Origin of the sequence: Pantoea sp. X85, assembly GCF_029623675.1 — a bacterium.
GTDB lineage: Bacteria > Pseudomonadota > Gammaproteobacteria > Enterobacterales > Enterobacteriaceae > Pantoea > Pantoea leporis.
The window spans coordinates 2,939,879-2,965,592 of record NZ_CP121108.1 but is presented as its reverse complement, the minus strand read 5'-3'; the positions used below and the strand labels follow the sequence as shown (position 1 = coordinate 2,965,592).

Genomic DNA, 25,714 nt, shown 5'->3' with positions numbered 1-25,714 from the left:
TCACAAGAAATATCCACAAAAACATTGTCTATAAAATAACCCAAGAGTAGAGTCTTTTGCGTTGCACTTGTTTTAAGCAAGAACTGACTTTACCGCAATGTATAGCAATGGCTATACTTTATAGCACCATCTATTACTACAATAACTATAACCAAATTTCATCTGCCTTGAATGACCCTTAATCTGGACAGGTCAACAAGCATTAGGACAGGGTAAAACTATGCTAGAAAGCCGCACCGCCGAGCGCGCCGCTCGCGGAGCCAGAAAGATCAAACTCGCGCTGCTGGGCCCCGCCTTTATTGCGGCGATTGGCTACATCGATCCCGGCAACTTCGCGACCAACATTCAGGCCGGCGCCGCCTATGGCTACAAGCTGTTATGGGTGGTGGTGTGGGCCAACGTCATGGCGATGCTGATCCAGCTGATGTCCGCCAAGCTGGGCATTGCTACCGGCAAAAATCTTGCAGAACACATCCGCGATCGCTTCCCGCGTCCGGCGGTGTGGTTCTATTGGGTGCAGGCGGAAATCATCGCCATGGCCACCGATCTCGCTGAATTTATCGGCGCGGCGCTCGGCTTCAAGCTATTACTTGGCATTTCCCTGCTGCAGGGTGCGGTGTTAACCGGTATCGCGACCTACCTGATTCTGATGCTGCAAAGTCGCGGGCAGAAGCCGCTGGAACTGGTGATTGGCGGTCTGCTGCTGTTTGTAGCGGCGGCTTATATTGTGGAGCTGTTTTTCTCCCAGCCCAAAGTGAGTGAGCTGGTGGTTGGCATGGCGCTGCCATCGCTGCCAACATCGGATGCGGTATTCCTCGCTGCTGGTGTGTTAGGCGCCACCATTATGCCGCACGTGATTTATCTGCACTCGGCGCTGACGCAGCACGGCAATAAAGGCAGCAAGGCGCAACGTTACAGTTCAACCAAGCTGGATGTGGCTATCGCCATGACCATCGCTGGCTTTGTGAATCTGGCGATGATGGCCACCGCCGCTGCGGCATTTCACTTTAGCGGTCACTCCAGCATCGTCGATCTCGATCAGGCATACCTAACGCTGCAACCGCTGTTGGGTGAAGCGGCAGCGATTGTGTTCGGTTTGAGTCTGGTGGCTGCTGGTCTCTCCTCAACCGTGGTTGGCACGCTGGCGGGACAAGTGGTGATGCAGGGCTTTATCCGTTTCCACATTCCGCTGTGGTTCCGCCGCACTATCACCATGTTGCCCTCTTTTATAGTAATTTGGGCGGGCTGGGATCCCACGCGCATTCTGGTAATGAGTCAGGTGCTGTTGAGTTTCGGTATCGCGCTGGCGCTGATTCCGCTGCTCTCCTTTACCGGCAACCGCGAATTGATGGGCGATGAGATGGTGAACTCACGCCTGATGCAAAATGCCGGGCGGCTGATTGTGGTGCTGGTGATCGCCCTCAATCTCTATTTGCTGGTCGGCGAAGCGCTCGGTTGGTAACTGCCAGAGAAAAGAAAAATCCCGCCATTGTGCGGGATTTTTTGTTTAGTGATGATGGTGATCGTGGTGACCTCGACGATCATCATGGCGATGATCGTGGCGGTGATGTTCACGACGTTCACGCTCATGCCAGCGGCGTTCGCGCTCACGTTCATAGGCGCGATGACGTTTCCACTCTTCGTGACGCCACCAGCGATGATCGTTGTACTGATAACGATCGTTCCACCAGCGCGGCTCGCGCCAGCGCCCCCCGTCCCAGTAATTACCGTGACGATCGCGATCGCCGAGATGCAGCGTAACGCCCGGACCCAAATTGATGGTGGCGCTGTCGGCTTGTGCTGTGCTGATAGCCAATGGGGATAAGGTTGCCAGCAAGGCGGCAAACAAAATGGCACGTTTCATAACTTCTCCTTTTCAGTAGCTTATAACTGCCACCGTTGCGCTAGTTTGCCACATCGGACCAGGGAAGCCTTGAGAATCCGTCTGAAAACGCTGAGGGAAATCTGAAATGAGAATTTTCTGCTGCGGAAAACGCCCGACCAATGCCGGGCGGGTAAACGTTTACACTAAGATATTATGGATAGCGTCGATCTCATCCTGGCTTAGTTCCGGCTGGCTCAACATCTCAACCGCATCATCAATTTGCGTGGTTTTACTGGCGCCAATCAGCACCGAGGTAACACGCGCATCGCGCAGCACCCAGCTCAGCGCCATCTGCGCCAGCTTCTGGCCGCGCTGTTGGGCAATCGCCTGCAGCTGACGCACTTTTTCCATCTTCTCTTGCGTCAGCTGGTTTTCATTCAGGAACTTACTGCCGCTGGCGATGCGCGAGTCTTGTGGAATACCCTGCAAATAGCGGTCGGTTAACACGCCACCCGCCAGCGGCGAGAAGGCGATGCAACCAACGCCGTTGTCGCCCAGCACATCCAGTAAACCCTGCTCAGGCGTACGTTCAAACATCGAATAACGCGGCTGGTGGATCAGGCAAGGCGTGCCGAGGTCGCGCAGAATCGCAATCGCTTCGGCGGCTTTGTCTGCCGGATAGTTGGAGATGGCGGCATACAGCGCTTTGCCCTGACGCACCACCTGATCCAGCGCACGCATGGTCTCTTCCAGCGGCGTTTCGGGATCGGGGCGGTGATGATAGAAGATATCAACGTACTCCAATCCCATGCGCTTCAGGCTTTGATCGAGACTGGAAATCAGATACTTGCGCGAACCCCAATCGCCGTATGGGCCGTCCCACATGGTGTAACCGGCTTTAGTTGAAATCACCAGCTCGTCACGCAGTCCCTGAAAATCCTCGCGCAGAATGCGACCAAAGTTGGATTCCGCCGATCCCGGCGGCGGGCCGTAATTATTGGCGAGATCGAAATGGGTAATGCCGCGATCAAAGGCATGGCGCAGCAGTTCACGGCTGTTATCGACGCGCGTACTGTCGCCAAAGTTATGCCACAAACCCAGTGAAATCGCCGGTAACTTCAGGCCGCTACGGCCACTGCGGCGGTATTGCATCTGTTGATAACGTTCGGGATGGGGAAAAGCACTCATGCAGCGTTCCTGTCTCATAGGGGAGAAAGTGACATCAGCATATCAGTGTATGCGTTTACACTAAGGCGAAACGCGCCGAAGATCGCAACTTACAGAATTATCTGTCGTCGTAACGAATGCTTGCCACAAATCACCACGCCACGATGATGAATATCTCGCCAATTCAGCCACATCGCTAATACTCGTGATTATCCCCTTAACAAGGAGCTGTCGATGAAAAACCCGAACGTTGGCGATTATTTACTGCACCGATTACAGCAAGCTGGCATCCGTCATCTGTTCGGCGTGCCCGGCGATTACAACCTGCAATTTCTCGACAGCGTGATTGCGCATCCCGACATTGCCTGGGTTGGCTGTGCCAATGAACTGAATGCGGCGTATGCGGCGGATGGTTACGGGCGCTGCAACGGTGCGGCGGCACTGCTGACCACCTTTGGCGTCGGCGAGCTCAGCGCTATCAACGGCATCGCCGGCAGCTATGCCGAATATGTGCCGGTGATTCATATCGTTGGCGCGCCCGCCAGTCAGGCGCAACAGCAGGGCGATTGTGTACACCATTCGCTGGGCGACGGCGATTTTGGTCACTTCCTGCGTATGGCGCAGGAAGTAAGTGTGGCATCGGCGGTGCTGACGGCGGAAAACGCAGTGACTGAGATTGATCGCGTTATCAGCGAGGCGCTAACGCAACATCGCCCCGGCTATTTATTGCTGGCGGTGGATGTGGCGGCGGCTGAGATTTCGCTACCAGAGGAAAAAGCCACAGCCGCAGATAACCATCAGCAGGTTGCCGCGGCCTTTGCCGATGCGGCAGAACGCTTGCTGGCACCGGCACAGCGTGTGGCGCTGTTGGCCGATTTCCTGGCCTCACGCTGGCAGTTGCAGCCACAGCTTGAGGTGTTGCGCCAGCTGCGTGCGATTCCTGCCGCCACCTTGTTGATGGGCAAGGGCGTGCTGAACGAGCAGCAGCCGGGCTTCGTCGGTACGTATGCCGCGCAAGGCAGCAGCGATGCGGTGCGTCAGGCCATCGAAGATACCGACGTTACGCTGTGCGTCGGCGTGCGGTTTACCGACACCTTAACCGCCGGCTTCACACAAAATCTGCCCGCCGAGCGCGTGATCGATCTGCAGCCGTTTCAGGCCACGGTCGCTGGCGAGGTGTTTGCGCCGTTGAGCATGCAGCAGGCGCTGGCGGCGCTGACGCCGATTTATCAGCGTCACTGCGCGCACTGGCGGCTGGCAGATGCGCCTGAGTGCGAGGAAAGTGAGCAAATTGCTGCGGCGGTAATCAGTCAGCAGGCATTCTGGCAGGCGATGCAGCGCTTCCTGCAACACGGTGATATTATCCTTGCCGATCAAGGCACTGCGGCCTTTGGTGCGGCGGCGCTGCGTTTACCGCAGGATGCACAACTGTTGGTGCAACCGCTGTGGGGATCGATTGGCTATACTTTACCCGCCACTTTTGGTGCGCAAACCGCGCAGCCAGATCGGCGGGTCATCCTGATCATTGGCGATGGCTCTGCTCAGCTGACGATTCAGGAGTTAGGTTCGATGCTACGCGACGGCCAGCAGCCGATTATCTTCTTGATTAATAACGATGGTTATACCGTTGAGCGCGCGATTCACGGTGCTGAGCAACGTTACAATGATATCGCGCAATGGAACTGGACCGCGCTACCGCAGGCGCTGAGCCAGCACTGTGCGGCGCAAAGCTGGCGCGTCAGCGAAACGGTGCAACTCGACGCGGTGATGGAACAATTAATGCGGAATCGACGTCTGTCGCTGGTGGAAGTGGTGATGGACAAACAGGACTTGCCGCCGCTGCTGCGTAAAGTCACCGCCGCACTGCATCAGCGTAATAGTGGCTAAATTTCGGAAAGTTGCCGCTGGGAAGTCGGGCAGGTGATCGGTAGGCTGTGCAGCATCTTTGAATGGATTACGCCCATCGTGCAGGTGGGCGTTGTTGTTTTATTGGCAGGCTTTTATAGTGTCCTGCAATTGTTTATGACCCAAGCGGAGCAGCAGAAGAATGACAACATACGCCCTGGTCGGCGATGTGGGCGGTACCAATGCCCGTCTCGCATTGTGTGAGGTAGAAAACGGCGCTATCTCGCAAGCCCAAACCTTCTCAACATCAGACTACGACAATCTCGAAGCGGTGATTCGCCACTATCTGGACGAGCAAAAACAGGACATTAAGCACGCCTGTATCGCTATTGCCTGTCCGATTACCGGCGATTGGGTGGAGATGACCAACCACGATTGGGCGTTCTCGACCAAAGTGATGAAAGAGCATCTGGCGCTGGAAAGCCTGGAAATCATCAATGATTTCACCGCCGTTTCGATGGCGATTCCGATGCTGAGCGAACAGGAAGTGATTCAGTTTGGCGGTAGAGCGCCGGTTGAAGGCAAGCCTATCGCGATTTATGGTGCGGGTACCGGCCTCGGCGTCAGCCATTTAGTGCACGTGGATAAGCGCTGGATCAGCTTGCCGGGCGAGGGCGGTCACGTTGACTTCGCGCCAAATAGCGAAGAAGAGGGTGAAATTCTCGAAGTGCTGCGCGCGGAGATTGGCCACGTTTCGGCGGAACGCGTGCTGTCCGGTGCCGGTTTGGTCAATCTGTATCGCGCCATCGTGAAGTCTGATGAGCGTGAGCCAGAAAACCTCAAGCCTAAAGATGTTACCGAACGCGCATTAAAAGATACCTGCATTGATTGCCGTCGCGCGCTGTCGCTGTTCTGCGTGATTATGGGCCGTTTTGGCGGCAACCTGGCGCTGAATCTGGGCACCTTCGGCGGCGTTTATATCGCGGGCGGTATTGTGCCGCGCTTCCTCGATTTCTTTAAAGCCTCCGGTTTCCGCGCGGCATTTGAAGATAAAGGTCGCTTCCGCGATTACCTGGTCGATATTCCGGTATATATGATCACCCACGATCAGCCGGGCTTACTCGGCGCCGGTGCGCACCTGCGTCAGGTGTTGGGCCGCGAGCTGTAAACACGCAGGCGAGCGGCATCCGCCGTTCGCCTTATAATCTCATCAACTGCCGGAAGGCTTTCACCTTGCTGCGACTCACCGGCACCTGCGCATCCAGATCACGCAACTTCACCAAATAGGTATTGTTAAACCACGGCTCGATTTCACGAATCTTGCTCAGGTTGACGCAGTAAGAGCGATGGCAGCGGAAGAACTGCTGTTCCGGCAAACGGCTGCAAAACTCACTGATCACCATCGACATCACATAGGCTTCGCGCCGCGTATACACAAACGTCAACTTCTCGTGCGCCTCAACGTAATAGATCTCGTTGATATCGGTGACGATAATGCGTTCGTCTTTCACCAGATTGACGGTTTGTGGCGAGTTGGCCGCCGCGTTTTGTGGTTGCAACTGTTGTTGCGCGCTGGCTTCTAGTTTTTGCAGCATGGTCATGATGCGCGACTCATGATACGGCTTGAGAATGTAGTCAAACGCGTCCAGCTCAAATGCTTCAACCGCATGCTCTTTCCACGCGGTGATAAACACAATCAATGGCTTATGAGCAAACTGATTGATGTTTTGCGCCAGCAGCATGCCATCAAGCGAAGGAATGTTGATATCGAGGAAAATCACATCCACACGATGGTTCTGCAGATATTTCAGCACTTCCAGCCCATCATCAAAGCAGGCCTCAACGCTGATTTGGCTATGTTGCTGAATCATCCAGCTTAACTCTTGCTGGGCGAGAAATTCGTCTTCAACGATGATGGCTTTCACGTGGCGGTTTCCGTGGTGGGGCGCAGCGGGGCAGGCAGCCGCTGGCCATTCTTGCTAAGCGTAAAGGCGATTTCCGTGCCGGGATGATGGCGGGTGATGACCAAACCCTGGCCGGAGAGCAGCTTAACGCGATGATGCACATTCAGCAGACCAATTTTGTTGCCGGGCATCTCGTTTCGCGCCACGCGGCTCATCACATCATCGCTGATGCCATCACCGGTATCGCGCACCGCAACGCGCACCCGATCGCCTAAATCCTTCACGCTCAGCGTCACTACGCCTTTGCCGCGGCAAGGCTGAATGCCGTGCACAATCGCGTTCTCTACCAGCGGCTGAATCAGCAGGCTGGGCAGCGTGAAGTGCAGATCTTCATCCACGTCATAAATCATCGACAGCTTATCGCCGAAACGCGCCTGCTCAATCGCGATGTAATCCTTCACCTGCCACAACTCTTTCTTGATATCGATAAGCTCGTCATCGTTGAGTTCGAGGTTGTAACGCAGATAACGTGACAAATTGATCACCAACTGGCGCGCGGTGTCCGGATTAAGGCGAATCGAAGAGGAAATAGCATTCAGGGCGTTAAACAGGAAATGCGGGTTAATTTTGCTCTGCAGAGCGCGCAATTCTGCCTTGTTCGCCATCTCGCGCAGCTGTTCAGCCCGCGAGACTTCCAGCTGGGTGGAGATGATTTGCGACAGCCCAATCGCCATCTCTTTCAGCGACCCGGTGATGCGATGCGCACGGCGATAATAGATTTTCAGCGTGCCTGTCACTTCCCCTTTTTCCCAAAGGGGAATAACCAGCATCGAGTGAATATCTTTGGTGCGATGTGCCTCGTCGTTGTTTTTAATAATGATTTTACCGCTGGCGATTGCCTGCGCGGTGGTTGGGCTAATGGCATCATCGCCGTTGTGATAGTTCTGCTCGCCGTAGCCGACGTAAGCGAGAATCTGTTTGTTATTGGTGATGGCGACCGCATCGGCGTGAATGTCGGTGCGGATGATATCACACACTTTATGCAGCGACTGGCTATCAACCTGGCGAAACAGCGGCAATGTTTTGTTGGCGATCTCCAGTGCTAGCTTGGCCTGACGCGCCGCAATCGCCTCTTTTTCACCTTCGACGCTCTGCACCAGCAGCACGATTAAACCGATGCTCGATGCGCCCAAAATCATCGGCAGCGCAATCTCGGACACAATCGCCAGTCCCAGCGTCATTGGCTTGGCCCACAGCACAATTAGCAGCATGGTCAGGCTTTCGCACAACATGCCGCCAAGAATACCGGCGCGCCAGCGCTGCTCTTTATTCACCCGGCGGTTGATCACGCCCGAAGCGATGCCAGCAATGATGCTGGTGATCAGGCAAGGCACCGCCGTGACGCCATCCATATCAATTAGATAGCGATGCAAACCGGCAATCACGCCGGTGGCGATGCCTACCCACGGACCAAACAGAATGCCGCCGGACATCACCGCAATCACGCGCACATTGAGCAGCGAGCCGTCGACGTTAATGCCTGACCAGGTGCTGAACAGCGCAAACAGCGAGAATATTGCCGTCACCACCAGTTTTTCTCGCACCGAATGCTCATCTTTTTGCAACAGCTGACGAAACACCCGCGTGCGCGTGAGGAAGAACAGACAGATCAGCATCAGCGCCGCGCGGTCAAAAACCGCCAGCAGCATGTCGAAGTGGGAAGGCAAGGGCATCTCTCAGGCAAGAAACGGGAGGCTATGATAAAAAATGTGGTCACGATCCGCCAGCCTCACGGCAATCTGCAGACCTTTCTCGTAGCCGGGATCAATTTTGAGCATGCCTGGTCGCCATAAATAGCGACATCCGCCAAAAGAGGAAAACTTGAGTAACAAAAAGAGGATTAGCGAAAGCGTGCGCCGATCGCTGGTTGTCAATACGCCGGTTTGCTATGTTGCCGGATAAAAAAGGGGAGCTCAGCCATGCAATTACTCACGCCACGTTTGTCCCTCAGTCGGCTTCAACCTGAAGACTGGCGGATTTTCAAAGCGGTACATCAGGACCGCGCGACCATGACGTGGGTCAGTGAAATCCCGGATGAAAACGATATTCGTCAACGCTTTACTGAGCGTCTGGCGCCATGGCAGGCGAGCAGTTTTCATATGCTGTGTCTGGTGGCGCGCATCCGGGAAACCGGCGAGCCGATTGGCCTGTTTGGCTGTAGCGCCGAGTGGCATCCTTATCGTCAGGCCGAAGTGGGTTACATGCTGCGCGCGGCGTTTACCGGAATGGGTTATGGCAGTGAAGCGCTCGACGCGCTGTGCCAGTTTTTGCTGCAGGCAGAATTTCATAAGCTGAAAGCGATGGTGATTGAGGGGAATTGGCCGTCACGCCGCATTCTGGAGAAGAATGGTTTCGTCCTTGAGGGTACGCTGCGGGATAATTATCTGCTAAACGGCCAATGGGTAAGCGATTGGGTGTTTGGCCGCCTGAATCCGCAACATTAAAAAAATTTCCGTCTGCTCTCGACAATCTTGTTATCAGCGCGTTATGTTCTTGGTGCGGTCACCACAGTGACCCACGTCGCTCGGACGGTCCGGGCGCTAACGTAAACCAGAGGACATCATGGCTGATAACAGCACACCCCGTCGTTTCTCGCGTATTGAACGCCTTCCCCCGTATGTTTTTAACATTACCGCTGAATTGAAGATGGCTGCGCGTCGGCGCGGCGAAGACATCATCGATTTTTCGATGGGCAATCCGGATGGCCCCACGCCGCCGCACATCGTCGAAAAACTCTGCCAGGTGGCGCAGCGCGAAGACACGCACGGTTACTCAACCTCGAAAGGTATTCCCCGTTTGCGTCGCGCGATTTCGCGCTGGTACGCAGACCGTTATCAGGTAGAGATCGATCCAGAATCGGAAGCAATAGTCACCATCGGCTCCAAAGAGGGTTTGGCGCACTTGATGCTGGCCACGCTCGATCACGGCGACACCGTGCTGGTGCCGAATCCCAGCTATCCAATTCACATTTACGGCGCGGTCATTGCCGGCGCGCAGGTGCGTTCTGTTCCTTTGGTAGCGGGCGTTGATTTCTTCAACGAGCTGGAGCGGGCGATTCGCGAAAGCTATCCCAAACCGAAAATGATGATTCTCGGCTTCCCGTCGAACCCTACAGCGCAATGCGTTGAGCTCGACTTCTTTGAGCGCGTCATCGCGCTGGCGAAGCAGTACAACGTGCTGGTCATCCACGATCTCGCCTACGCTGATATCACCTACGATGGCTGGAAAGCGCCGTCGATTATGCAGGTGCCAGGCGCGCGTGATGTGGCGGTAGAATTCTTTACCCTGTCGAAAAGCTACAACATGGCGGGCTGGCGCATTGGCTTTATGGTCGGTAACAAAGAGCTGGTCTCCGCGCTGGCGCGCATCAAAAGTTATCACGATTACGGCACCTTCACGCCACTGCAGGTCGCGGCGATTGCGGCGCTGGAAGGCGATCAACAGTGCGTGCGCGATATTGCTGAACAATACAAACGCCGCCGCGATGTGCTGGTGAAAGGCCTGCACGAAGCGGGCTGGATGGTCGATCTGCCGAAGGCGTCGATGTACGTCTGGGCGAAAATTCCCGATCACTACGCGCATCTCGGCTCGCTGGAGTTCGCCAAATTACTGATGCAGGAGGCCAAAGTGTGCGTCTCGCCGGGCATCGGTTTCGGTGATTACGGTGATACCCACGTGCGTTTCGCGCTGATTGAAAACAGCGATCGTATTCGTCAGGCGGTGCGGGGGATTAAATCGATGTTCCGTGCCGATGGCATTTTGCCGGGAACGGTGAAAGCACTGGAAGAAGAAGAGGAATAACCATTAAGTGGGGCGACTCAGCGTCGCCCCGCCTGGCGGCTCTACAGCATCAGTACAAAAGTACCGACCCAAAGCAACAGGAAGAAAGAAATTCCCATCAAAGCGTATCTCACAAAACAACTCCTCTGAGCGGCTACCCGGCGGGCGATCCCAAACCCGCGTAACCCGAACAGAATAAGAGAAAGGTGGAGTTCATCATCGCTACACGCTTTCTTCTCAGGTCGCTCCAGGCAAGCCCGGAACAGGATCGAGGGCTAATTTACGCGGAATTGTCCCAAAAATAAATAGGCCGCTTCTGAGATATCGCTCACATTTTCAGCGGGTCTCAATCTCCGGTATCGCCGACATCCCCACGCGCAGTTTTGCCAGATCCGGCTGGTTCTCATCGAGCACAATTTTCACCGGTAAACGCTGTACCACTTTGGTGTAATTGCCGGTGGCGTTGTCCGGCGAAATGGCGGAAAAGGTCGCGCCCGTCGCCGGAGCGATGCTGTCGACGCGGCCGCTAAATACCTTGCCCGGCAAGGCATCCACCTTCACGCTCACTTTCTGCCCTTGCTGCACATCCGCCAGCTGGGTTTCCAGATAATTAGCGGTGATATAGGTTTGCTGCAGCGGCACCACCGCCAGCAAACGCGTGCCTGCGCTAACGTAAGCGCCGAGGCGCACCGAACGTTGACCGACCATGCCATCCACCGGCGCCACAATCCGTGTATAGGAAAGATTGAGCTGCGCCTGATCGACGCTGGCCTGCGCGGCAGCGACATCGGCAGCGGCCTGACGCACCGCAGCTTGTAGCACGCCAACCTGCTTGACGGCGGAAGCCAGCGCCGCTTCGCTCTGGCGGACGGTAGCCGAGGCGGAGCGCTGCGTTGAGTTGGCTTTTTGCTGATCGTCTGCGGCGATGGTGCCACTTTTATACAGCTGGTTGTAACGCGCGGCGCTTTGTCCGGCGTACTGCGCGGAAGCCTGGCTCGCCGCTAACGTGGCCTTCGCCTGGTCGATAGTGGATTGCTGCTGTTCCAGCTGCGCCTGGCTACTCAAACGCTTCGCCTCGCTGACCTGCAAATTGGCCTGCGCGGTCTCTAACGCCACGCGGTAATCGCGATCGTCGAGTGTCGCCAGCAGTTCGCCGGCCTTTACGCGCTGGTTGTCTTGCACGTTGACGCTGGCGATGTAGCCGGAAACTTTCGGTGCAACCAGCGTGTAATCGGCATTCACGTAGGCATCGGTGGTGCGGTGATCGTTGCCGGTCATTGATGACCAGACAAAAAAAGCCATCGCTAATAACACCAGTAATAAGGCGCTCAACAGCACCGTTCTCTTCAAAGCAAAAGCTTGCATATCAATTATCTCGACGTCGTCGTAACAGGTTGAATCAGTGTTTGTGGTGGCCAGACGCGTTTTGGCAGCCAGGCGGTTAACAGTACAAGCAGGGCGGCGAAGGCAATCAGCATCTGGTAGCAATCACTCAGGCTCAGCACCATCGCCTGCTGTTTTAGCAAGGTGGCGAAGCCGCTGAGGTTCTCCGCGCTGCTGGCGCTGCCGTCCGGCAGCAATGGCATGCTGCTGCTGGATTGTGCGCTGTTCGGTGCCGTCATCAGCCATGAACGGCTGGCGGCGCTATCGACCAGCACGTTGGAGTGGAATTTTTCACGGTGGCTGATAAACCATTCCACCAGCGTGCTGGCGGCGATGCTGGAGAAACCGCGCACCGTGTTGAACATCGCCGAGGCAAAGGGGCCTTCTGGTGGTGCAACCACGCTGGTGGCGCTCATCAGCACCGGCAAAATCACCATGGGCTGGCCGAACGCCTGCAAAATCTGAATCAGCCAGAAATTCTGCCGCGCCCAATCGGTGGTGATGTGCATGCCCATCAGGCAGGACGTCACCAACAGCGCTACGCCCGCTGTCAACATCCAGCGGCAATCCACCCAGCGAATATTCAGCAGCGCGGCAACAAAAGGCGCGATCAGCAACTGCGGCAATCCGATGGTCAACGCCAGCGGGGCGAACTGCAGTGTGCGGAAGCCTTGCACCTGCGCCAGATAGGCCGACGGCAGCGCCGAACCTGACAGCGACAGAATCAGCACGCCCGCCAGCACCAGCAAGCCGTGCGCGAGATTGCGCCGCCCCAGCATCTGCAATTTGAACAGCGGTAGCGGATGAAACCATTCATTAATAAAGAACACAGTCAGCAACGCCAGCGCGCTGAATAATAGGCCGCAGAATAACGGCGATTCGAGCCAGTCGAGTCGTTCGCCCTGCGTCAGCGCCAGGATCAGCAGCGCCATACCGGAGCAGCCGGTCAGCATGCCGAACAGGTCGATCTGTTTAAAACGCTCAAGGCGCAGCGGATCCTGCGGCAAACCCCAGCTAATCAGCAGCATGGCAATCAGCATGGCGGGCACCACTTGCCAGAAGACAAACAGCCAGCTGACGTCATCGGTCCAGAACGCCGCCAGCGAAGCGGCCATATTCGGACCGAAGGTGGCGGTCAGCGCATATCCGGCTAAACCGTATAATTTGATCGGCGGCGGAAGAAAGCGCAGCGCAACGGTCATCAGCATTGGCGGCAGCGCGCCGCCAAATAACCCCTGCACCACGCGCAATGCGATAAACAGCGTGGCGTTAGGCATCAGCGGCAGCAGCAGACCGCTCAGCATAAAACCAGCGGAGACGGTGAGCGCAAAGCGGCGCAGCGAAAAGGTGACGGCGAACCAGGGCGCAATCATCATTGCCGCCACTTCAGCGGCCTGATACGCGGAGATGATCCAGCTGCCTTGATCGTAACTGATGCCGATGGCAGCGCGGATATCGGCTAACGCGATATCGGTGACGCGATCGTTTAATCCCGATGTGAGCGCGGCAATCAGCACGCCAACCAATCCCAGCGCCAGGCGCAGAGTAAACGGATGGGGGGCCGGAGCCGCAATGGGCTGGGCGTTCATAGCAGGCTTCTCGTTATGATGTTGATGCAGTGTATTGCGATGTGATACAGGTGGCATCTTACATATCGATATGCTGTATTGCAATGTGATACAGGGTGTAAAAGTGCGATCATTCGCGTTAAAGTAGGGCAGGCCAAAAAGGAACGCATCATGGTTGAACTTCCCTCAAGCCGTGAGGATGAAAAAGCGGGTGGCATTCAGGTCATCGCGCGTGCGGCAAAAATTCTGAACGCGCTGGGTGAGCATCCCGGCGGCATGAGTTTGGGTGAAATTGCGCAGGTGGTTGATCTGCCGCGCTCGACGGTGCAGCGCATTATTGGTGCGCTGGACAGCGCACAGCTGGTGCGCAGCAGCGGTGCTGGCGGGTTACGTCTCGGTCCGGCGCTGCTCAAGCTGATCTCCAGCGTGCACAGCGACGTGGTGGAAATCGTGCGTCCATTCCTCGAACAACTCTCTGCAGAGATTAACGAAACGGTATCGCTGGCGCGGGCCAGCGGCACGCAGCTGGCTATCGTGCATTATGTGGTGGCCTCGCGCGAACTGCGCGTGGTGCCGCGCATCGGGCTGAATTTGCCGCTTTACAGCACATCGGGCGGCCGCGCGTTGCTGGCGCTGGAGAGCGATGAAGATGTGCGCGTGATGGTGGGCGAAGCCTATAAAGAGTTAACCGAGATGACGGTGAAAACGCTGCCGCAATTGCTGGAGCTGATTGCCGAGGTACGCGCTAGCGGATTGGCGATCGATCGCGGTGAGACGCTGGAGGGCATTTCGACCATGGCGGTCGCCATTGATACGCTGTTTGGCCGCTTCTCCATCTCATTATTGGTGCCGACCGCGCGTTTTCATAAGCAGGAAGCGCATTATCGTGAGCAAATCATCAAGTGCAAAGACGCCTTGATTCGTGAAATTGGCAAAATGACCGCTGTGGAAGGATAACCAACTGATGAAAACCTTGCTGATGGCCATCGATAACTCTCCGGTGGCGGAAAAAGTGATTGCGTTGACCATTGAACAAGCGCTGGCGCATCAGGCACAGGTCACGGTGCTGTGCTGCGTTGATCCCGCATACTCCTCCTGCAATCAACCGATTGAGATTGATGCCGGTGAAGATCCGGATGATTTTGTGGCGGCGAAAGATGAGCAGAACACCGCCGAAATGGTGGTGCGTCACGCGCTGGCGCCGCTTTTACGCGCGGGCGTGGCGGCAAAGGGGTTGATTCTGGCGGGGGAAGCAGCGGAAACCATTGTGGCGCAATCCACACTTTTGCATGCCAGCATGATCATCATGGGACGCCGTCATCTGTCGCCGTTTAATCGTCTGCTGAAAGGTTCGGTCAGCGCTGCGGTGATTGAACGCGCCAATTGCCCCGTTTTAATTGATGTACGTAAGGATTAACCCCGCTCGATGCTCTCGCTTTTTCCGATTACGCTAGCGGCGTTCGCGCTGCTGGCGATCATTATTATTCTGCTGGTGCGCACCACCTCGCTGCGACTGTGGCAAGGCGTTCTGTTGTTTATCTTGCCGCTGATACTGGCGAATTTACTGTGGTTCAGCTGGCTTCATCCACGTCAGGAGCGGCAGGCGCTGATGGAAGAGGTCGCAACCCAACTCAGCCTTGCGCCCGGTTATCGTCTGCTAAAAATTCAGGAACCCGCATTGTGGCAGTTGCTTAATCGCGAGCTGCTGCATAAACGGCTGGAAGGTGTGCCCGCCAATCAGGCGCTGGGAGATATGCGCGGCTGGTTGATGGATCTGGTTAATCAGCGTCTGACGCGCGCCAGCGATGCGGCGATCATTGATTACATCCGCGTCTCGGTCGAGGAAATGCGGGCGTTGCAGCAGCAGGAACCGCAGCGCTGCTTCCGTTTCCTCTATCCGCAGGTGAATGGCGGCGTCAATTTGCAACAGGTGCTGTCACCGGAACTGAATCAGCGCGATGCGCAAGCACTCGAAACGCTGCTGCAGCAAAGTACCGGCAATGAAAAGCCGCTGGATCAGGCTGCGGCGCAGCGCGATTTACAAAGCGTGGTGGAAAAACTGTATGGCAAGTGGGGCGATCGGCTGCAACAGCTGAATATGCCGGCGGACACCGCGGTTGATCGCGGCGCCATGTGCGCGATGTCGATTGATCTCTACAGCGGCATTCTCGCATTGCCTGACAAACAAGCGGCCAATCTTTTACGTAAGATGGTCAGCCTTACTGGTTAGCAGGCAAAAAAAAAGCCCGCTCAGCGCGGGCATGAAGGTCATTATCAGTATGTTTATTATTAATTCACCTGGTGTGGTGCAGACTTCGTTTTGTCTGAACAGATAATCGCACCCTTACCTTGATAAGTGAAACCGTTTGGTTTTATCGATTTGATTGGCGAAAGCTTCACTAATCCCGGACATTTCGCGCTTTATTCCTATAGATAAGCGCGGCGTTGCCTTTTAGACTGCTACGCTCAAGAGGAAACCCTAATGAAAAAAATGCTTATTAGCGCATTGGCGCTTTTTATGTTGGCGGGTTGTAGCGTCAGCAAACCAGGAGGATTTGAGCGTGTTGATGAAGATACCAGCTCAAATACCGTGCAGTATCGTTACGATCCGCACACGCTGAATAAAGACGCAATGGAGATCGACCTTGCTAATTATTGCAGTCAGCGTGGATTTGATAAGGTGGAATCCCTGCCGTCGCAAAATAGCCATTTGCCCGGACTAAAGAAAGCCTGGTATCAATGTAATTACGCGGTAAAAAGCTAAAAAAATAGGGCGGGATAATTTCCCGCCCTTTTTATTTTCTTATTATTTGCTGTGTGTGCTTTGCCCAACTATCTGCGGTGTCCATGACCGCCGTGCCCATGATGCCAGCCGCCGCCACCACCATGATGGCCCCAGCCTGGGCCGCCGCCTCCACGATGATGATCGATAATACAGCCACTCAACATCGTCATAATGGCTACAACCGATGCAAGCTTAATTACTTTCTTCATGGAGAGTCCTCCTCTGTTCCAATGACGCCAGATTACAGGGGAATAGTGGAGTGAAGATGCAGGAAATGTAGAGTTATTACGGAATGTATTACGGAGTGTGTCAATTAAATGCTAAAAAAGTCGCGGGATAAAATAAACCAATCGGAATAAGCTGAATGCCTGATAATAATAACGAGATTACTCCGAAAGGCAAGGCTTAATAATAGTGGTTCTCAATTAACTTTTTATTGTGGATCAATTGTGGAGAAATGGGATACCGCATATTCATGCGGCATCCCAGCGAATTTAATTATGCAGTAAAGGTTCTGCCACGTTTTGGCGATTTGGCAGACGGATGCTCAGCGACAACACCAGCGAAATCACCAGCAAGGTCATAATCAGGCTGAAGGTGACGGTGAAGCCGCCAAAGGCGGAAGCAACCAGCGAACCCAGCACGCTGCCGATACCGAAGCCCAGGTAAATCAGACCATAGTTTTTGGTCAGGTTGTTCAGGCCAAAGAAATCGCTGACCAGCGATGGGAACACGGTAATGGTGCCGCCGAAGCTGAAGGCTACGCAGGCTAAGGAGAGGAAGAAGGTCGATTCACTCATATGGGTGAATAGCAAAATGCTCATGCCCAGCAGCGAGACGATTTGCGCCAGCATAATCACGCGGATGCGCGCCATTTTATCCGATAGCACGCCAAGAATCAGACGGCCGCTGAGGTTGGCAATCGCAATCACCGTGACCGCATTGGCGGCGGTTTGCGCGCTCAGATGCACCATGCCTTCACCGATATCTTTCGCCACGCCAATCACGTACAGGCCGCTCATGCAGGCAGTCAGGAACATCAGCGCCAGCATCCAGTACTGCGGTAAACGCACCGATTGCGCCAGCGTGTAATCTTTGGCTTCCAGCTGCGTATTACCTCTGTTCTTCTGCATCGGTGCGTCACGCATCAGCAACGCGCCGACAATGATCATGCTCATCGCCAGCACGCCCCAGATCATGAAGGTATTCTCCAGACCTTGTGCGCTCAGCAGTGCGCCGCAGATGAATTTAAAGCCGAGGCTACCCAAACCGTACGCACCAATCGAGCAGGCGGAAATGAGCCCTTTGCGCTCCGGGAACCACTTCACGCAGTTAGAGAGCGTCATCAGATAACCGGCGCCATCGGCCAATCCCACCAGAATCCCCGCGCTGAGGTAGAGCATCATCAGATTATCGGCATGCGCGGTCAGCCAGAAACCTACCGCCATCAGCATGCCCGCACCGATGGTGACGTTGCGCACGCCAAAGCGCTCCTGCAATTTCCCGGCAAGCGATGACGCAATCGCTAGGCCAAGACTGAGTAAACCGAACGAGAAAGCCACTTCACTGATCGGCGCATTCAGCTTATTTGCCAGCGGGCCGTTAAACAGGCTCCAGGTATAAACCGAGCCCAAAGCGAACTGCGTGATAATAGTGCCGATAAGGGTGAGCATGCGAGTACGTTGGTCATTCGCGGGGGTTGCTGTTGTCATTTTTATCTCTCACTCGAGAAAGCGGAATCTGTGGAGATAATAAATTGCTCTCGCGCGTGCGGGGGATGCAGAGGCGTGAATGAACCGGATGGTGGAACGAAATGCAGTAAAGCGGGTATGAATGGCATTGTGATGACAGTAAGTGATGTCATTTAAGCCGTAGCGGTTGCTACGGGTAACCATCTGTAAGTGTTTGTATCGATAGCGCCGTATCGCCTGCAAAGTTGTGGATGTTTGCCAGGCTTAGAATTCATTCAAAAGGAGGAAATATGAAAGACCGAACATATGAATCCGCGTCAAATGAGGATGAGGTTTGCTGCATTATCGGTCAGGCGGTGATCGAGTTAAGCGATGAGCATCAACCAGTGAATAAATCCACGTTGTCGCTGAAATTACTGGCAATGGCCGACCGCGACAAAGATGATGAACGCGTCCTGCTTTACTGGATTGCCAGAAAAGCCATAACTAAACCTCACCAGCTCAATATCGGCGTTCAGGGCTGGCGCTAGAGGAACAAAAGAGCGGGCGCAATGCCCGCTCTCGTTATTTATGCGGTCCGTAATCGCCCCATCGTCGGCCAGCGTACAAACATCACCATATTCCCCGCCAGAATCATCACCAACCCGACAATCGCATTACTGTGCCAGTGATAACCTTCGTATAGCGTGGAGAGCGTTAGCGCCACCAGCGGGAACAGCAAAGTACTGTAAGCGGCCTGGCTGGCACCAATACGGCCCACCAGCGTGAAGTAGGCCCCAAATCCCAAGACCGAACCAAATATCGCCAGGTAGCTCATCGCGCCTAACCACTGCATATTCAGCGCTGGCGCCAGCGAATCGCCGTTAATGAATGCCAGTGCGGCCATCACCAAAGCGCCATACAGCATCGCGTAGCTATTGGTGGTCAACACATCACGCTGACGGCGTTGATGGCGCAGCGAAATCATATTGCCGAAGGAGAAGCCCAGCGTGCCAAGCGCGCTGAGGCCCACGCCCCATAGCAACTGTGGAGCCGGATGCGCCGCCTGAATATCATTCCAGAACAGTGCGACAATACCGCCCAGGCCAAGCACCGCCGCTGGCAACAGGCGAAACGATGGGCGCTGACGGAAGAAGATCCAGCTGTTAAGCGCGTTATACAGCAAGGCCATCGAGAATATCACCGACTCGAGTCCGCTGCTGATCCACGCGGCAGCATGATAGAAGCAGACAAAGTTGAAGCCAAACACGCAGCAGCCCTGCAGCAGACAAAACAGATGATCGCGTTTATCCAGTATTCGCAGGCGACGCAACAGTTTAAGGATCACCAGCATCACCAGCGACGCCAGTAAGAAACGCCAAAATACCGCCACTAAAACGGGCGTATCGCCCGCTTCCTGCTGCAGGAAAATGGCAATCCAGGTGGTTCCCCAAATCATCACCACGGCAAGGTATAACATCACATTCATAGCGCACTCTCCGACATAATCTGGCCCGCAGTGTGGCGTGAAAAGCAACCTGCGGCTTGCACGTTTTTGCGCGGCAATTGCAAAATCTTGCGCTTTTTACTTCTGTGTCCGGCTGTGACCTGTTTTCTGTCTGCGGAGATCCGTACACTGGGCGCTCATGAACTTCGAGTGATATGAACCATGGCCGATTACCAGACCTTCAACATGCTGCAGCGCCACAAAGCGCAGCTGCGCGACAGTGTGCAGTTGTCGAGCGGCATTAAGCTGGCGGCCTGGTTTAACAGCGGCGATCGCGTCACCAATCTTAGCGATCATCATACGCTGAGCCTGTATACCGCCGACGGCTATGAAACCTGGCATAAAACCCAAAACGGCTGGCGCAACGGCGGCGGCCCGGATCGCTTTTGCCTGATGCCCAGCGGGGTAGAATCGGTGTGGGATATTCGCGCCGATTTGTCGTTTGTGCATCTCTATTGCACCGACGAACATCTGCGGCATTTGGGCGAGCAGATTTGGGATCGCAGTCCGTCGCGGCTCAATCTGCATGAAAAGATCTTCGCGGCGGACGATCGCATCACCCAACTTTATCGCCACTTCTTGCTGAGCACCGACTGGCAACAGCCAGCGAACCAATTGATGCTCAGCAGTGCATCAACGTTGCTGATGACGCATCTGCTGCAACGCTACAGCGATGTGCAATGGCAAGCGCCGCAGGTGCGTGGCGGACTGGCGCCCGCCGTGTTGCGGCGAGTCATGGCGTATATTGATGCGCAGCTCGATCAGCCATTAACGCTGGCGCAACTGGCAGCTGAAGCGGCGCTGAGCGAATACCATTTTGCCCGCATGTTCCGCAGCAGCGTTGGCGAGGCCCCGCATCAATATGTGATGCGCCGCCGCATGGATGCGGCGCTGCAGTTGCTGAAATTCAGCCGTTTACCGCTAACAGAAATCGCATTGCGCTGCGGTTTTCACTCCTCGAGTCACTTCAGTAACCGCTTCCGTCAGCTGCATGGCGTGACGCCATCGGCATGGCGCCAAGATCACGTCTAATTACGATCTCACTTTTAAAACGTTGTAATCGGCTGCAAGAACCCCTGTTTTTTTCTGAACACACCTCTCAATTAGGCATTCTCACACTCAGTGAGGCATTTTTTCGATGGATTTCGGAGTAGGATGCTTTGCAGGAAATTCAATCTATCCCATTGATTAAAATAACAAGTTACGAGAAGCCATAATTATGGAAAAGCGCGTGTCAAAGCTGGAAGCGGATATTCATGAAATGAAAATGGATATCGCGGTGATCAAATCGAATTACGTCACCAAAAGCGATCTTTATCAGGAGATCGGCAAAGTGCATCAGGATATTGGGAGAATTCATCAGGAGTTGAGCAAACAGACAAAATGGATAGTCGCGGGGATGCTGAGTACCGCAGGTATGACGCTGGCACTGGCTCGCTGGTTGTTTTGAGTGAATTGATGATCAAGGAGTGAACATGGAAAAGCGCGTTTCAAAGCTTGAAGCGGATATCGACGATATCAAAACCGATATGGCGCTGATGAAAACGGATATTGCGGAGATTAAATCGAACTACGCCACTAAAAGCGATCTTCATCAGGCGATAAATCAACAAACGAAATGGATTGTGGCGGGAATAATGAGCACCGCTGGACTGACACTTGCTCTGGCGAGATGGCTGTTTTAGGCGGGAGAACGATGAAAATCTGGTGTCCCCTGCAGACGTCTAATCCAACGCCTAACAAGTTGCACCATATAGAGTTTTTCAGATTGTAAGAATTCTTTACCCAGCATTTTACCCGCCGCAGCCGGAAATGAGCTTGTTTTTGAACTCCAGGTGATCGCGATATTTCCAGCGAGAGCGCCCGCTGATTTTGATGGGCTTGCAGAGAGTGCCGTCTTTTACACGGTCATAAATGTAGGTCTTGCCGAAACCAGTATCGGCCATGATGAATTTCAGGTCAACGAGCGTGTCTTCGCGCAATTCCATAATTGAATTCTCCAGTGTCGGTATATAGCAACAACTCCACCTAATCAGAGCAAATGTGACCATATAGCCACACTCACTCCTTAGGTGGTTTGCCGAGGATAAAAGCGATGATTACTGCAGCGAGAAGGCTGAAATCGATGATGACCTCAGCCGGGGTGATGTCTTCGCAGGTGGTGGTCACAGAATGCCTTTGCGGTATTCCGCTTCGATTGGGTGCTCCTTCGCCACCGCTTCAATTACTCCACCAAGAATGCGTCGGTTAACCTGACCTATTGGCGAGTCAGGATGGATGTCCAGACCGGCTAGAGGCTTCAATCGTGAGGCTTCACGCTCAATTAAATCCGCGCGCTTCGCATCGACAAGCTTTATCACTTCTTCAAAATGCTCTTCGCATGAAGTGAAGCCGCGATATTCATATGCGCTGTAATCGTCGAGCAGTTTTTTACAGCGACAGCATTGATATTCAGACATAACAACTCCTCACGCAGAGCGCGATAAAGGTAATGGGAAGGGGGGATTAGGCTGTGTGGTGAACGCAGCCCAAGCTACGAGCTCCGGTGATGATGTTCGCAGCCATGGTTACTCGACGCGTTGTCACTTCAACCTGATAATGCTTATTGCGGTATGAAATTGAGTAGAGGATTGGGTGGTTCTTATTGCCCTCGCCATACCTGGCTTTGTGCGCTTCCAATGCGCGATGTGCGACTACGAGGTGGGCAGGCTCTTTGTCGCCTCTAATTACTTGCTTCATCGACATTGTTGAATGCCTTTTCACACTGCAATGCTACGCGGTTAATGTGCTGTTCCATTGCCTGCAGCGACTGCACATCTGACAGGCGGGCGCTCAGGCCAATGAGTGCTGCAACTACCCCCGGTATGCTCTGATAAAAACCTACAGGCTGGAGATAATCGTCACCGGCATTCTCGCCGGCCTTTTCGCCTTTAACTTTCCTCTCGTTCAGAACGTACTGCCTTGCATCGCCAGTGATGGCGTATTTTTCGCCGATATCGATTTGCATGATTTTCTCCAGAATTTAGGCAATAAAAAACCCCGCAGTGGCGAGGTTGTTGTGATAGAAATTTTATTTTAGTGGTGGTGGGTTGTTCATTAACCACTTGAGGGCATCTTCAAGGTGAAAGAAAAAACTCAAAACTCCTACCGATGAAATGAATACTGCAAAGGCTAAAATGAATTTTTTAGATTGCACATAGGACACTTCACCTTTCTTTACAACCTTCCATTCTGTGCTTAAAATGCAAGAAGTATGGTAGTATATGTTTTTTGATAGTGCTTCTGACTCGTTAATGTTTCTATTTTTCAGAAGCTTATCAAGGAGGCTCTCAACTTCCTTTTCATGGATGCTTCTTCTGTTTGGATCGGAGTTTAAGCGCAGCTTTATTTTGCCAATATATCTTTCAATCTCTCCTTTGGATTGACTTTCAACTTCCATAAGCAACTTTGACCTCTCAGTGAAATTTCGTATTGAAATTTCATCAGTAAGGGTGTGGTGGTTGATTGAAAGCTGAATGGAATAATGCTTTTCATTATCCACCCACCTCTTGTAAGCCTCAATTAAATAGGAAACTTCTTCACGAAACTCATTAATCCAAGCCTGCCTGAATTCAGAAACTTTATTTTCCTTAGTGATTATCATTCCAATAAAAGCTATAAATCCCGCAATCATAGCTGCGATAATTGGTCCCCATGGATTCATATATCCTCCTTTTGATAAACCGGATCGCTTCCACGCGGAAACTGCAACGCGACATTGCTGTAATGCTGCAAGCAAATCATGACATGAAAGTTTGAACTTAAATTCGTTTTTTTAAAGCTTCAAGCCGCATAATCTCTGCGCTGAGGGCTTGTTGCAACTCATTGTTGCCACTGTTGGCTGCTTCAGTTTCTTGTGGCAAAAGAGCATTAATTTTTCTCTGCAATTCTTCCGGTCTGCTATATGAGTCACCGCTGAGGCACAGTCCAATTCTGTCTACTATCCTCTCGCCATCCCAAACCTTCAAGATAGTGAATTCGTTCGATTCAAAATCAGGAGTACGGTCGAAAGGGCTATTGGATTTTTTCATCTCAGGTCGAGCCATATAATGAAAGCTATAAGCATCATCTCTGACAGTGATATCCATCTCTTCACCACACCACCCTGCACCATAGAGATAATATTTCGGCATTTTTTGAGCTCCACTTTCTTAGGTAAAATATTTATACCATTAATGCCCAACCATTTTTCGACTAAATGCCACAGAATCATTAATCGGTAGGTGAGCACTCAAGTGGTACTGTCGGTGGGTTTGCGGTAGAGCGGTACCCATACGCCAGATTGCTTCCTGGCATCCTCAATTACAGAGTTATTCAGCTTTGCGCCTGTTGTCTGGTGAATCCAAACAATCGGCTGCGTGAACGCCTTTCGCAGCGCCAGCAGTTCCTTCGCCATCGAAGAAACCTCACGCATCGTCTCAAGCGCAGATAGTTGGCTAAGCCTGTCACTACTCACCCACTCTGCACCACTTGTGGCACATATAGGCTCTATTGGTGCTGTGTGTGGGGCATCAGGTGATGCATATATCATGTCCTTCCATATGCTGTACACACCACCATCAACTGCGCTACCTGCCGCAATCATGTCTTCCGTTGGTTCGTTAGGCACCGCCACCCAACCATCTGGCAACTTCAAAGCCGGGCTTGCAGGTTGGGTGAGTGCGGCAAGTTGCTCCGCCAAGCCCCGAATGTCGTTGATAAATTTCTGCGCACTCTCATCGGTGGCTGCATGACGAACATCGACGCACGTCAGGCAAATACGGTCGATTAACTGCTCTTCGGTCATCATGATTTCACTCCGTTCAGGCGTTTGAAATCGTAGATGCAGGCATTCCATCCCTCGCATTGGCCAAGACTTCTGGCTTCGTCCCATTCCTTTGGATTGAATCCATTACATGAAATTTTCTCTGGCAGCTTCAGTTCTGGCAATGGCGGCGCTGCGTAAAGATGATTAATTCCTTCCGGCAACAACCCCAAGTCCGGTCGCTCATCACCTTCAATTCGCCCAGAGTTAGTCCAATCATCTCCCTCAATTTCAACGAAGAATACAGGCTTAGCCTCCAGGCTCGCCAGCGCCACTCTCGCCATATCCACCACCCAATCCAGATGGCCTTGCGGATTAGCGATAACGTCTTCGCAATGTGCTTTTAGTTGCTGGTTAGTCATGGGCATATTCCTTGATTAACTCGATGAGTTTTTCCGCGTCAACGGTGAAACGCTTGAGTGTTTCACACCCACCGACTTTTGCTCCCTGAACTCGATATCCCGTGTCGTTATCACTGACGCACAGTGATAGTCCGCCCTCTTGGTTATGGGATATCTCAACGTGAACTTTCTTTCCGGTTAACTTACCCATCACACACCTCCTTCGGTGCTGCCGGCGCGTAGTTGGGCGGCGAAATCTTCAGCTCGGCTTTCGACCTGATAGTCGTACCATTCCCGAAGATGAACGCCGCATGCAATTGCACCCTCCGCCCGCACCTCGTTGATAAACGCATCGGTTGCTGCGAATGGATTTTCGCCATCAACATCGCGCTCAACAAAAGTGTTGATTGCCGACACATACTCCAATGGAATCAGCGCATGCATCATGTCGTCGTGAGTGCATTCTTCGTGGTAGCGGCAGATATCGTTCAGCAGGCCCAGCATCTTTCCGCATTCATGGCCCATCGCATCCAGCTTCTGCTGCAGGGCGGCGTAGTCTTCGTAAAAGACATAAACGCCTTTGTCATCGAAGAAAGGCAATCCCTTGTGGTCAATCTCTACGCGTTTAATATCAGTCATCTCTTTCCCCTCATTCGCCAACCGGGTACGGGCCAGCGTCGATTAATCTGCTAGTCGCCATGGAAGTGCTTATCAGCCCATTCCGGATATGCGGCGTTATTGTCTTTAACCTGCTTGATTGCCGGTCGGGCAGGGTAGTAGGCGGTCAGCCGAACCTGCTGGCGCAACCTCTTGCGCTCCATCGCTTCTTCGTAGAATTCTTCCTTTTCCTGTACGGTTTTCAGCGCTCGCAAGGCCTGATGCTCTTCCCATGAGAGAATTGAGCGGCTGATTTTTGCTCTCAGCATTCCCGCTCGCCAGCAATCCGGCCCAAAGAAAGGCAGGCCATGACTGTCGCATCGATTCAGATGTGCGGGCGCCGCCGAGTCATCGGTGATATTCATGGTTTCTGCCTTAT

Annotated in this window: 33 protein-coding genes; 13 read left to right on the top strand and 20 right to left on the bottom strand. The window is 53.6% G+C overall.

Annotation, left to right across the window (positions count from 1 at the left end):
* Positions 1-220: 220 nt before the first annotated feature.
* On the top strand, positions 221-1,462 hold the full coding sequence (locus P6287_RS13835) for an Nramp family divalent metal transporter (RefSeq protein ID WP_008101352.1): 1,242 nt from the start codon (positions 221-223) through the stop codon (positions 1,460-1,462).
* Between the two features lie 45 nt (positions 1,463-1,507).
* On the opposite strand, the gene P6287_RS13830 is transcribed toward P6287_RS13835, so the two are convergent.
* Both P6287_RS13830 and mgrA read right to left on the bottom strand, forming a co-directional pair.
* Positions 1,508-1,864, bottom strand: coding sequence for a DUF2502 domain-containing protein (locus P6287_RS13830; protein ID WP_101763592.1), 357 nt, complete (start codon positions 1,862-1,864; stop codon positions 1,508-1,510).
* Positions 1,865-2,023: 159 nt separating this feature from the next.
* Positions 2,024-3,013 (bottom strand): L-glyceraldehyde 3-phosphate reductase, encoded by a 990-nt coding sequence (mgrA, locus tag P6287_RS13825; protein WP_277973924.1) that lies wholly within the window; start codon positions 3,011-3,013, stop codon positions 2,024-2,026.
* Positions 3,014-3,226: 213 nt separating this feature from the next.
* On the opposite strand from mgrA, the gene P6287_RS13820 reads away from it, so the two are divergent.
* Together P6287_RS13820 and glk are read left to right on the top strand one after the other, a co-directional pair.
* The gene (locus P6287_RS13820; RefSeq protein ID WP_277973923.1) at positions 3,227-4,879 is read left to right on the top strand and encodes a thiamine pyrophosphate-binding protein; all 1,653 of its coding nucleotides are present in this window, start codon (positions 3,227-3,229) and stop codon (positions 4,877-4,879) included.
* A 160-nt stretch (positions 4,880-5,039) separates the two neighbouring features.
* Positions 5,040-6,005: a glucokinase gene (glk, locus tag P6287_RS13815; protein WP_101763595.1), complete on the top strand. Its 966-nt coding sequence runs from the start codon at positions 5,040-5,042 to the stop codon at positions 6,003-6,005.
* Positions 6,006-6,036: 31 nt separating this feature from the next.
* On the opposite strand, the gene P6287_RS13810 is transcribed toward glk, so the two are convergent.
* A complete protein-coding gene (locus P6287_RS13810; protein ID WP_277973922.1) occupies positions 6,037-6,762 on the bottom strand; it encodes a LytTR family DNA-binding domain-containing protein in 726 nt (241 codons plus the stop codon).
* Positions 6,759-8,450: a sensor histidine kinase gene (locus P6287_RS13805; RefSeq protein WP_110866529.1), complete on the bottom strand. Its 1,692-nt coding sequence runs from the start codon at positions 8,448-8,450 to the stop codon at positions 6,759-6,761. The genes P6287_RS13810 and P6287_RS13805 overlap by 4 nt, the downstream gene beginning before the upstream one ends.
* Positions 8,451-8,720: 270 nt before the next feature.
* Between P6287_RS13805 and P6287_RS13800 the strand changes: the two genes are divergently transcribed.
* Positions 8,721-9,245, top strand: a complete 525-nt coding sequence (locus P6287_RS13800) for a GNAT family N-acetyltransferase (protein ID WP_101763598.1) — start codon at positions 8,721-8,723, stop codon at positions 9,243-9,245.
* A 118-nt stretch (positions 9,246-9,363) separates the two neighbouring features.
* Positions 9,364-10,602 carry an alanine transaminase gene (alaC, locus tag P6287_RS13795; RefSeq protein WP_008101332.1) on the top strand — a complete coding sequence of 413 codons (1,239 nt, stop codon included), beginning with the start codon at positions 9,364-9,366 and terminating at the stop codon, positions 10,600-10,602.
* A 41-nt stretch (positions 10,603-10,643) separates the two neighbouring features.
* On the opposite strand, the gene ypdK is transcribed toward alaC, so the two are convergent.
* The 3 genes from ypdK to P6287_RS13780 all read right to left on the bottom strand — a co-directional run bounded on the left by ypdK (position 10,644) and on the right by P6287_RS13780 (position 13,553).
* Positions 10,644-10,715, bottom strand: coding sequence for a membrane protein YpdK (gene ypdK, locus P6287_RS13790; RefSeq protein WP_099686956.1), 72 nt, complete (start codon positions 10,713-10,715; stop codon positions 10,644-10,646).
* Positions 10,716-10,917: 202 nt separating this feature from the next.
* The gene (locus tag P6287_RS13785) at positions 10,918-11,946 is read right to left on the bottom strand and encodes an HlyD family secretion protein (RefSeq protein ID WP_101763599.1); all 1,029 of its coding nucleotides are present in this window, start codon (positions 11,944-11,946) and stop codon (positions 10,918-10,920) included.
* A 5-nt stretch (positions 11,947-11,951) separates the two neighbouring features.
* The gene (locus P6287_RS13780) at positions 11,952-13,553 is read right to left on the bottom strand and encodes an MFS transporter (protein WP_192411437.1); all 1,602 of its coding nucleotides are present in this window, start codon (positions 13,551-13,553) and stop codon (positions 11,952-11,954) included.
* Between the two features lie 150 nt (positions 13,554-13,703).
* On the opposite strand from P6287_RS13780, the gene P6287_RS13775 reads away from it, so the two are divergent.
* From P6287_RS13775 to P6287_RS13760, 4 genes are all read left to right on the top strand, one after another.
* On the top strand, positions 13,704-14,489 hold the full coding sequence (locus tag P6287_RS13775; protein WP_008101326.1) for an IclR family transcriptional regulator: 786 nt from the start codon (positions 13,704-13,706) through the stop codon (positions 14,487-14,489).
* Between the two features lie 7 nt (positions 14,490-14,496).
* The gene (locus P6287_RS13770) at positions 14,497-14,949 is read left to right on the top strand and encodes a universal stress protein (protein ID WP_101763602.1); all 453 of its coding nucleotides are present in this window, start codon (positions 14,497-14,499) and stop codon (positions 14,947-14,949) included.
* A 9-nt stretch (positions 14,950-14,958) separates the two neighbouring features.
* A complete protein-coding gene (locus P6287_RS13765) occupies positions 14,959-15,762 on the top strand; it encodes a hypothetical protein (RefSeq protein ID WP_277973921.1) in 804 nt (267 codons plus the stop codon).
* A gap of 252 nt (positions 15,763-16,014) precedes the next feature.
* Positions 16,015-16,296, top strand: coding sequence for a membrane lipoprotein lipid attachment site-containing protein (locus tag P6287_RS13760; protein ID WP_008101319.1), 282 nt, complete (start codon positions 16,015-16,017; stop codon positions 16,294-16,296).
* 515 nt (positions 16,297-16,811) lie between these two features.
* On the opposite strand, the gene P6287_RS13755 is transcribed toward P6287_RS13760, so the two are convergent.
* On the bottom strand, positions 16,812-18,029 hold the full coding sequence (locus tag P6287_RS13755) for an MFS transporter (RefSeq protein WP_277973920.1): 1,218 nt from the start codon (positions 18,027-18,029) through the stop codon (positions 16,812-16,814).
* Positions 18,030-18,298: 269 nt separating this feature from the next.
* Here P6287_RS13755 and P6287_RS13750 point away from each other — a divergent pair, with 269 nt between their 5' ends.
* Positions 18,299-18,538, top strand: coding sequence for a hypothetical protein (locus tag P6287_RS13750; protein WP_008101313.1), 240 nt, complete (start codon positions 18,299-18,301; stop codon positions 18,536-18,538).
* Positions 18,539-18,576: 38 nt separating this feature from the next.
* Here P6287_RS13750 and P6287_RS13745 read toward each other — a convergent pair whose 3' ends face one another.
* On the bottom strand, positions 18,577-19,476 hold the full coding sequence (locus P6287_RS13745) for an EamA family transporter (protein ID WP_277973919.1): 900 nt from the start codon (positions 19,474-19,476) through the stop codon (positions 18,577-18,579).
* Between the two features lie 180 nt (positions 19,477-19,656).
* Here P6287_RS13745 and P6287_RS13740 point away from each other — a divergent pair, with 180 nt between their 5' ends.
* From P6287_RS13740 to P6287_RS13730, 3 genes are all read left to right on the top strand, one after another.
* Positions 19,657-20,526, top strand: a complete 870-nt coding sequence (locus P6287_RS13740; RefSeq protein WP_277973918.1) for an AraC family transcriptional regulator — start codon at positions 19,657-19,659, stop codon at positions 20,524-20,526.
* 187 nt (positions 20,527-20,713) lie between these two features.
* On the top strand, positions 20,714-20,944 hold the full coding sequence (locus P6287_RS13735) for a hypothetical protein (RefSeq protein ID WP_137386900.1): 231 nt from the start codon (positions 20,714-20,716) through the stop codon (positions 20,942-20,944).
* Positions 20,945-20,969: 25 nt separating this feature from the next.
* Positions 20,970-21,179: a hypothetical protein gene (locus P6287_RS13730; protein ID WP_192411441.1), complete on the top strand. Its 210-nt coding sequence runs from the start codon at positions 20,970-20,972 to the stop codon at positions 21,177-21,179.
* Positions 21,180-21,287: 108 nt separating this feature from the next.
* Here P6287_RS13730 and P6287_RS13725 read toward each other — a convergent pair whose 3' ends face one another.
* The 11 genes from P6287_RS13725 to P6287_RS13675 form a co-directional block, all read right to left on the bottom strand.
* Entirely contained in the window at positions 21,288-21,482 is a 195-nt protein-coding gene (locus P6287_RS13725; RefSeq protein ID WP_064739444.1) for a hypothetical protein, read from the bottom strand.
* Positions 21,483-21,659: 177 nt separating this feature from the next.
* Positions 21,660-21,953 carry a hypothetical protein gene (locus P6287_RS13720; protein ID WP_277973917.1) on the bottom strand — a complete coding sequence of 98 codons (294 nt, stop codon included), beginning with the start codon at positions 21,951-21,953 and terminating at the stop codon, positions 21,660-21,662.
* Between the two features lie 46 nt (positions 21,954-21,999).
* Positions 22,000-22,233, bottom strand: a complete 234-nt coding sequence (locus tag P6287_RS13715) for a DUF4060 family protein (protein WP_167135515.1) — start codon at positions 22,231-22,233, stop codon at positions 22,000-22,002.
* Positions 22,217-22,501, bottom strand: coding sequence for a DUF5405 family protein (locus P6287_RS13710; RefSeq protein ID WP_277973916.1), 285 nt, complete (start codon positions 22,499-22,501; stop codon positions 22,217-22,219). The genes P6287_RS13715 and P6287_RS13710 overlap by 17 nt, the downstream gene beginning before the upstream one ends.
* 63 nt (positions 22,502-22,564) lie before the next feature.
* Positions 22,565-23,197: a hypothetical protein gene (locus P6287_RS13705; protein ID WP_277973915.1), complete on the bottom strand. Its 633-nt coding sequence runs from the start codon at positions 23,195-23,197 to the stop codon at positions 22,565-22,567.
* Between the two features lie 97 nt (positions 23,198-23,294).
* Entirely contained in the window at positions 23,295-23,666 is a 372-nt protein-coding gene (locus tag P6287_RS13700; RefSeq protein WP_277973914.1) for a hypothetical protein, read from the bottom strand.
* A gap of 98 nt (positions 23,667-23,764) precedes the next feature.
* On the bottom strand, positions 23,765-24,322 hold the full coding sequence (locus P6287_RS13695) for a hypothetical protein (RefSeq protein ID WP_277973913.1): 558 nt from the start codon (positions 24,320-24,322) through the stop codon (positions 23,765-23,767).
* Complete coding sequence (locus P6287_RS13690) at positions 24,319-24,699, bottom strand: hypothetical protein (protein WP_277973912.1); 381 nt, start codon at positions 24,697-24,699, stop codon at positions 24,319-24,321. The genes P6287_RS13695 and P6287_RS13690 overlap by 4 nt, the downstream gene beginning before the upstream one ends.
* Positions 24,692-24,889 (bottom strand): hypothetical protein, encoded by a 198-nt coding sequence (locus P6287_RS13685; protein ID WP_277973911.1) that lies wholly within the window; start codon positions 24,887-24,889, stop codon positions 24,692-24,694. The genes P6287_RS13690 and P6287_RS13685 overlap by 8 nt, the downstream gene beginning before the upstream one ends.
* Positions 24,889-25,317, bottom strand: coding sequence for a hypothetical protein (locus tag P6287_RS13680; protein ID WP_277973910.1), 429 nt, complete (start codon positions 25,315-25,317; stop codon positions 24,889-24,891). The genes P6287_RS13685 and P6287_RS13680 overlap by 1 nt, the downstream gene beginning before the upstream one ends.
* Before the next feature lie 50 nt (positions 25,318-25,367).
* Entirely contained in the window at positions 25,368-25,700 is a 333-nt protein-coding gene (locus tag P6287_RS13675; RefSeq protein ID WP_277973909.1) for a hypothetical protein, read from the bottom strand.
* Positions 25,701-25,714: the final 14 nt, after the last annotated feature.

Excerpts from the sequence above, each read along its gene's own strand:
- P6287_RS13835 (WP_008101352.1), top strand. The coding sequence starts at position 221 with ATGCTAGAAAGCCGCACCGCCGAGCGCGCCGCTCGCGGAGCCAGAAAG.
- P6287_RS13830 (WP_101763592.1), bottom strand. The coding sequence starts at position 1,864 with ATGAAACGTGCCATTTTGTTTGCCGCCTTGCTGGCAACCTTATCCCCA.
- mgrA (WP_277973924.1), bottom strand. The coding sequence starts at position 3,013 with ATGAGTGCTTTTCCCCATCCCGAACGTTATCAACAGATGCAATACCGC.
- P6287_RS13820 (WP_277973923.1), top strand. The coding sequence starts at position 3,227 with ATGAAAAACCCGAACGTTGGCGATTATTTACTGCACCGATTACAGCAA.
- glk (WP_101763595.1), top strand. The coding sequence starts at position 5,040 with ATGACAACATACGCCCTGGTCGGCGATGTGGGCGGTACCAATGCCCGT.
- P6287_RS13805 (WP_110866529.1), bottom strand. The coding sequence starts at position 8,450 with ATGCTGCTGGCGGTTTTTGACCGCGCGGCGCTGATGCTGATCTGTCTG.
- P6287_RS13800 (WP_101763598.1), top strand. The coding sequence starts at position 8,721 with ATGCAATTACTCACGCCACGTTTGTCCCTCAGTCGGCTTCAACCTGAA.
- alaC (WP_008101332.1), top strand. The coding sequence starts at position 9,364 with ATGGCTGATAACAGCACACCCCGTCGTTTCTCGCGTATTGAACGCCTT.
- P6287_RS13785 (WP_101763599.1), bottom strand. The coding sequence starts at position 11,946 with ATGCAAGCTTTTGCTTTGAAGAGAACGGTGCTGTTGAGCGCCTTATTA.
- P6287_RS13780 (WP_192411437.1), bottom strand. The coding sequence starts at position 13,553 with ATGAACGCCCAGCCCATTGCGGCTCCGGCCCCCCATCCGTTTACTCTG.
- P6287_RS13775 (WP_008101326.1), top strand. The coding sequence starts at position 13,704 with ATGGTTGAACTTCCCTCAAGCCGTGAGGATGAAAAAGCGGGTGGCATT.
- P6287_RS13770 (WP_101763602.1), top strand. The coding sequence starts at position 14,497 with ATGAAAACCTTGCTGATGGCCATCGATAACTCTCCGGTGGCGGAAAAA.
- P6287_RS13765 (WP_277973921.1), top strand. The coding sequence starts at position 14,959 with ATGCTCTCGCTTTTTCCGATTACGCTAGCGGCGTTCGCGCTGCTGGCG.
- P6287_RS13760 (WP_008101319.1), top strand. The coding sequence starts at position 16,015 with ATGAAAAAAATGCTTATTAGCGCATTGGCGCTTTTTATGTTGGCGGGT.
- P6287_RS13755 (WP_277973920.1), bottom strand. The coding sequence starts at position 18,029 with ATGACAACAGCAACCCCCGCGAATGACCAACGTACTCGCATGCTCACC.
- P6287_RS13750 (WP_008101313.1), top strand. The coding sequence starts at position 18,299 with ATGAAAGACCGAACATATGAATCCGCGTCAAATGAGGATGAGGTTTGC.
- P6287_RS13745 (WP_277973919.1), bottom strand. The coding sequence starts at position 19,476 with ATGAATGTGATGTTATACCTTGCCGTGGTGATGATTTGGGGAACCACC.
- P6287_RS13740 (WP_277973918.1), top strand. The coding sequence starts at position 19,657 with ATGGCCGATTACCAGACCTTCAACATGCTGCAGCGCCACAAAGCGCAG.
- P6287_RS13735 (WP_137386900.1), top strand. The coding sequence starts at position 20,714 with ATGGAAAAGCGCGTGTCAAAGCTGGAAGCGGATATTCATGAAATGAAA.
- P6287_RS13730 (WP_192411441.1), top strand. The coding sequence starts at position 20,970 with ATGGAAAAGCGCGTTTCAAAGCTTGAAGCGGATATCGACGATATCAAA.
- P6287_RS13725 (WP_064739444.1), bottom strand. The coding sequence starts at position 21,482 with ATGGAATTGCGCGAAGACACGCTCGTTGACCTGAAATTCATCATGGCC.
- P6287_RS13720 (WP_277973917.1), bottom strand. The coding sequence starts at position 21,953 with ATGTCTGAATATCAATGCTGTCGCTGTAAAAAACTGCTCGACGATTAC.
- P6287_RS13715 (WP_167135515.1), bottom strand. The coding sequence starts at position 22,233 with ATGAAGCAAGTAATTAGAGGCGACAAAGAGCCTGCCCACCTCGTAGTC.
- P6287_RS13710 (WP_277973916.1), bottom strand. The coding sequence starts at position 22,501 with ATGCAAATCGATATCGGCGAAAAATACGCCATCACTGGCGATGCAAGG.
- P6287_RS13705 (WP_277973915.1), bottom strand. The coding sequence starts at position 23,197 with ATGAATCCATGGGGACCAATTATCGCAGCTATGATTGCGGGATTTATA.
- P6287_RS13700 (WP_277973914.1), bottom strand. The coding sequence starts at position 23,666 with ATGCCGAAATATTATCTCTATGGTGCAGGGTGGTGTGGTGAAGAGATG.
- P6287_RS13695 (WP_277973913.1), bottom strand. The coding sequence starts at position 24,322 with ATGATGACCGAAGAGCAGTTAATCGACCGTATTTGCCTGACGTGCGTC.
- P6287_RS13690 (WP_277973912.1), bottom strand. The coding sequence starts at position 24,699 with ATGACTAACCAGCAACTAAAAGCACATTGCGAAGACGTTATCGCTAAT.
- P6287_RS13685 (WP_277973911.1), bottom strand. The coding sequence starts at position 24,889 with ATGGGTAAGTTAACCGGAAAGAAAGTTCACGTTGAGATATCCCATAAC.
- P6287_RS13680 (WP_277973910.1), bottom strand. The coding sequence starts at position 25,317 with ATGACTGATATTAAACGCGTAGAGATTGACCACAAGGGATTGCCTTTC.
- P6287_RS13675 (WP_277973909.1), bottom strand. The coding sequence starts at position 25,700 with ATGAATATCACCGATGACTCGGCGGCGCCCGCACATCTGAATCGATGC.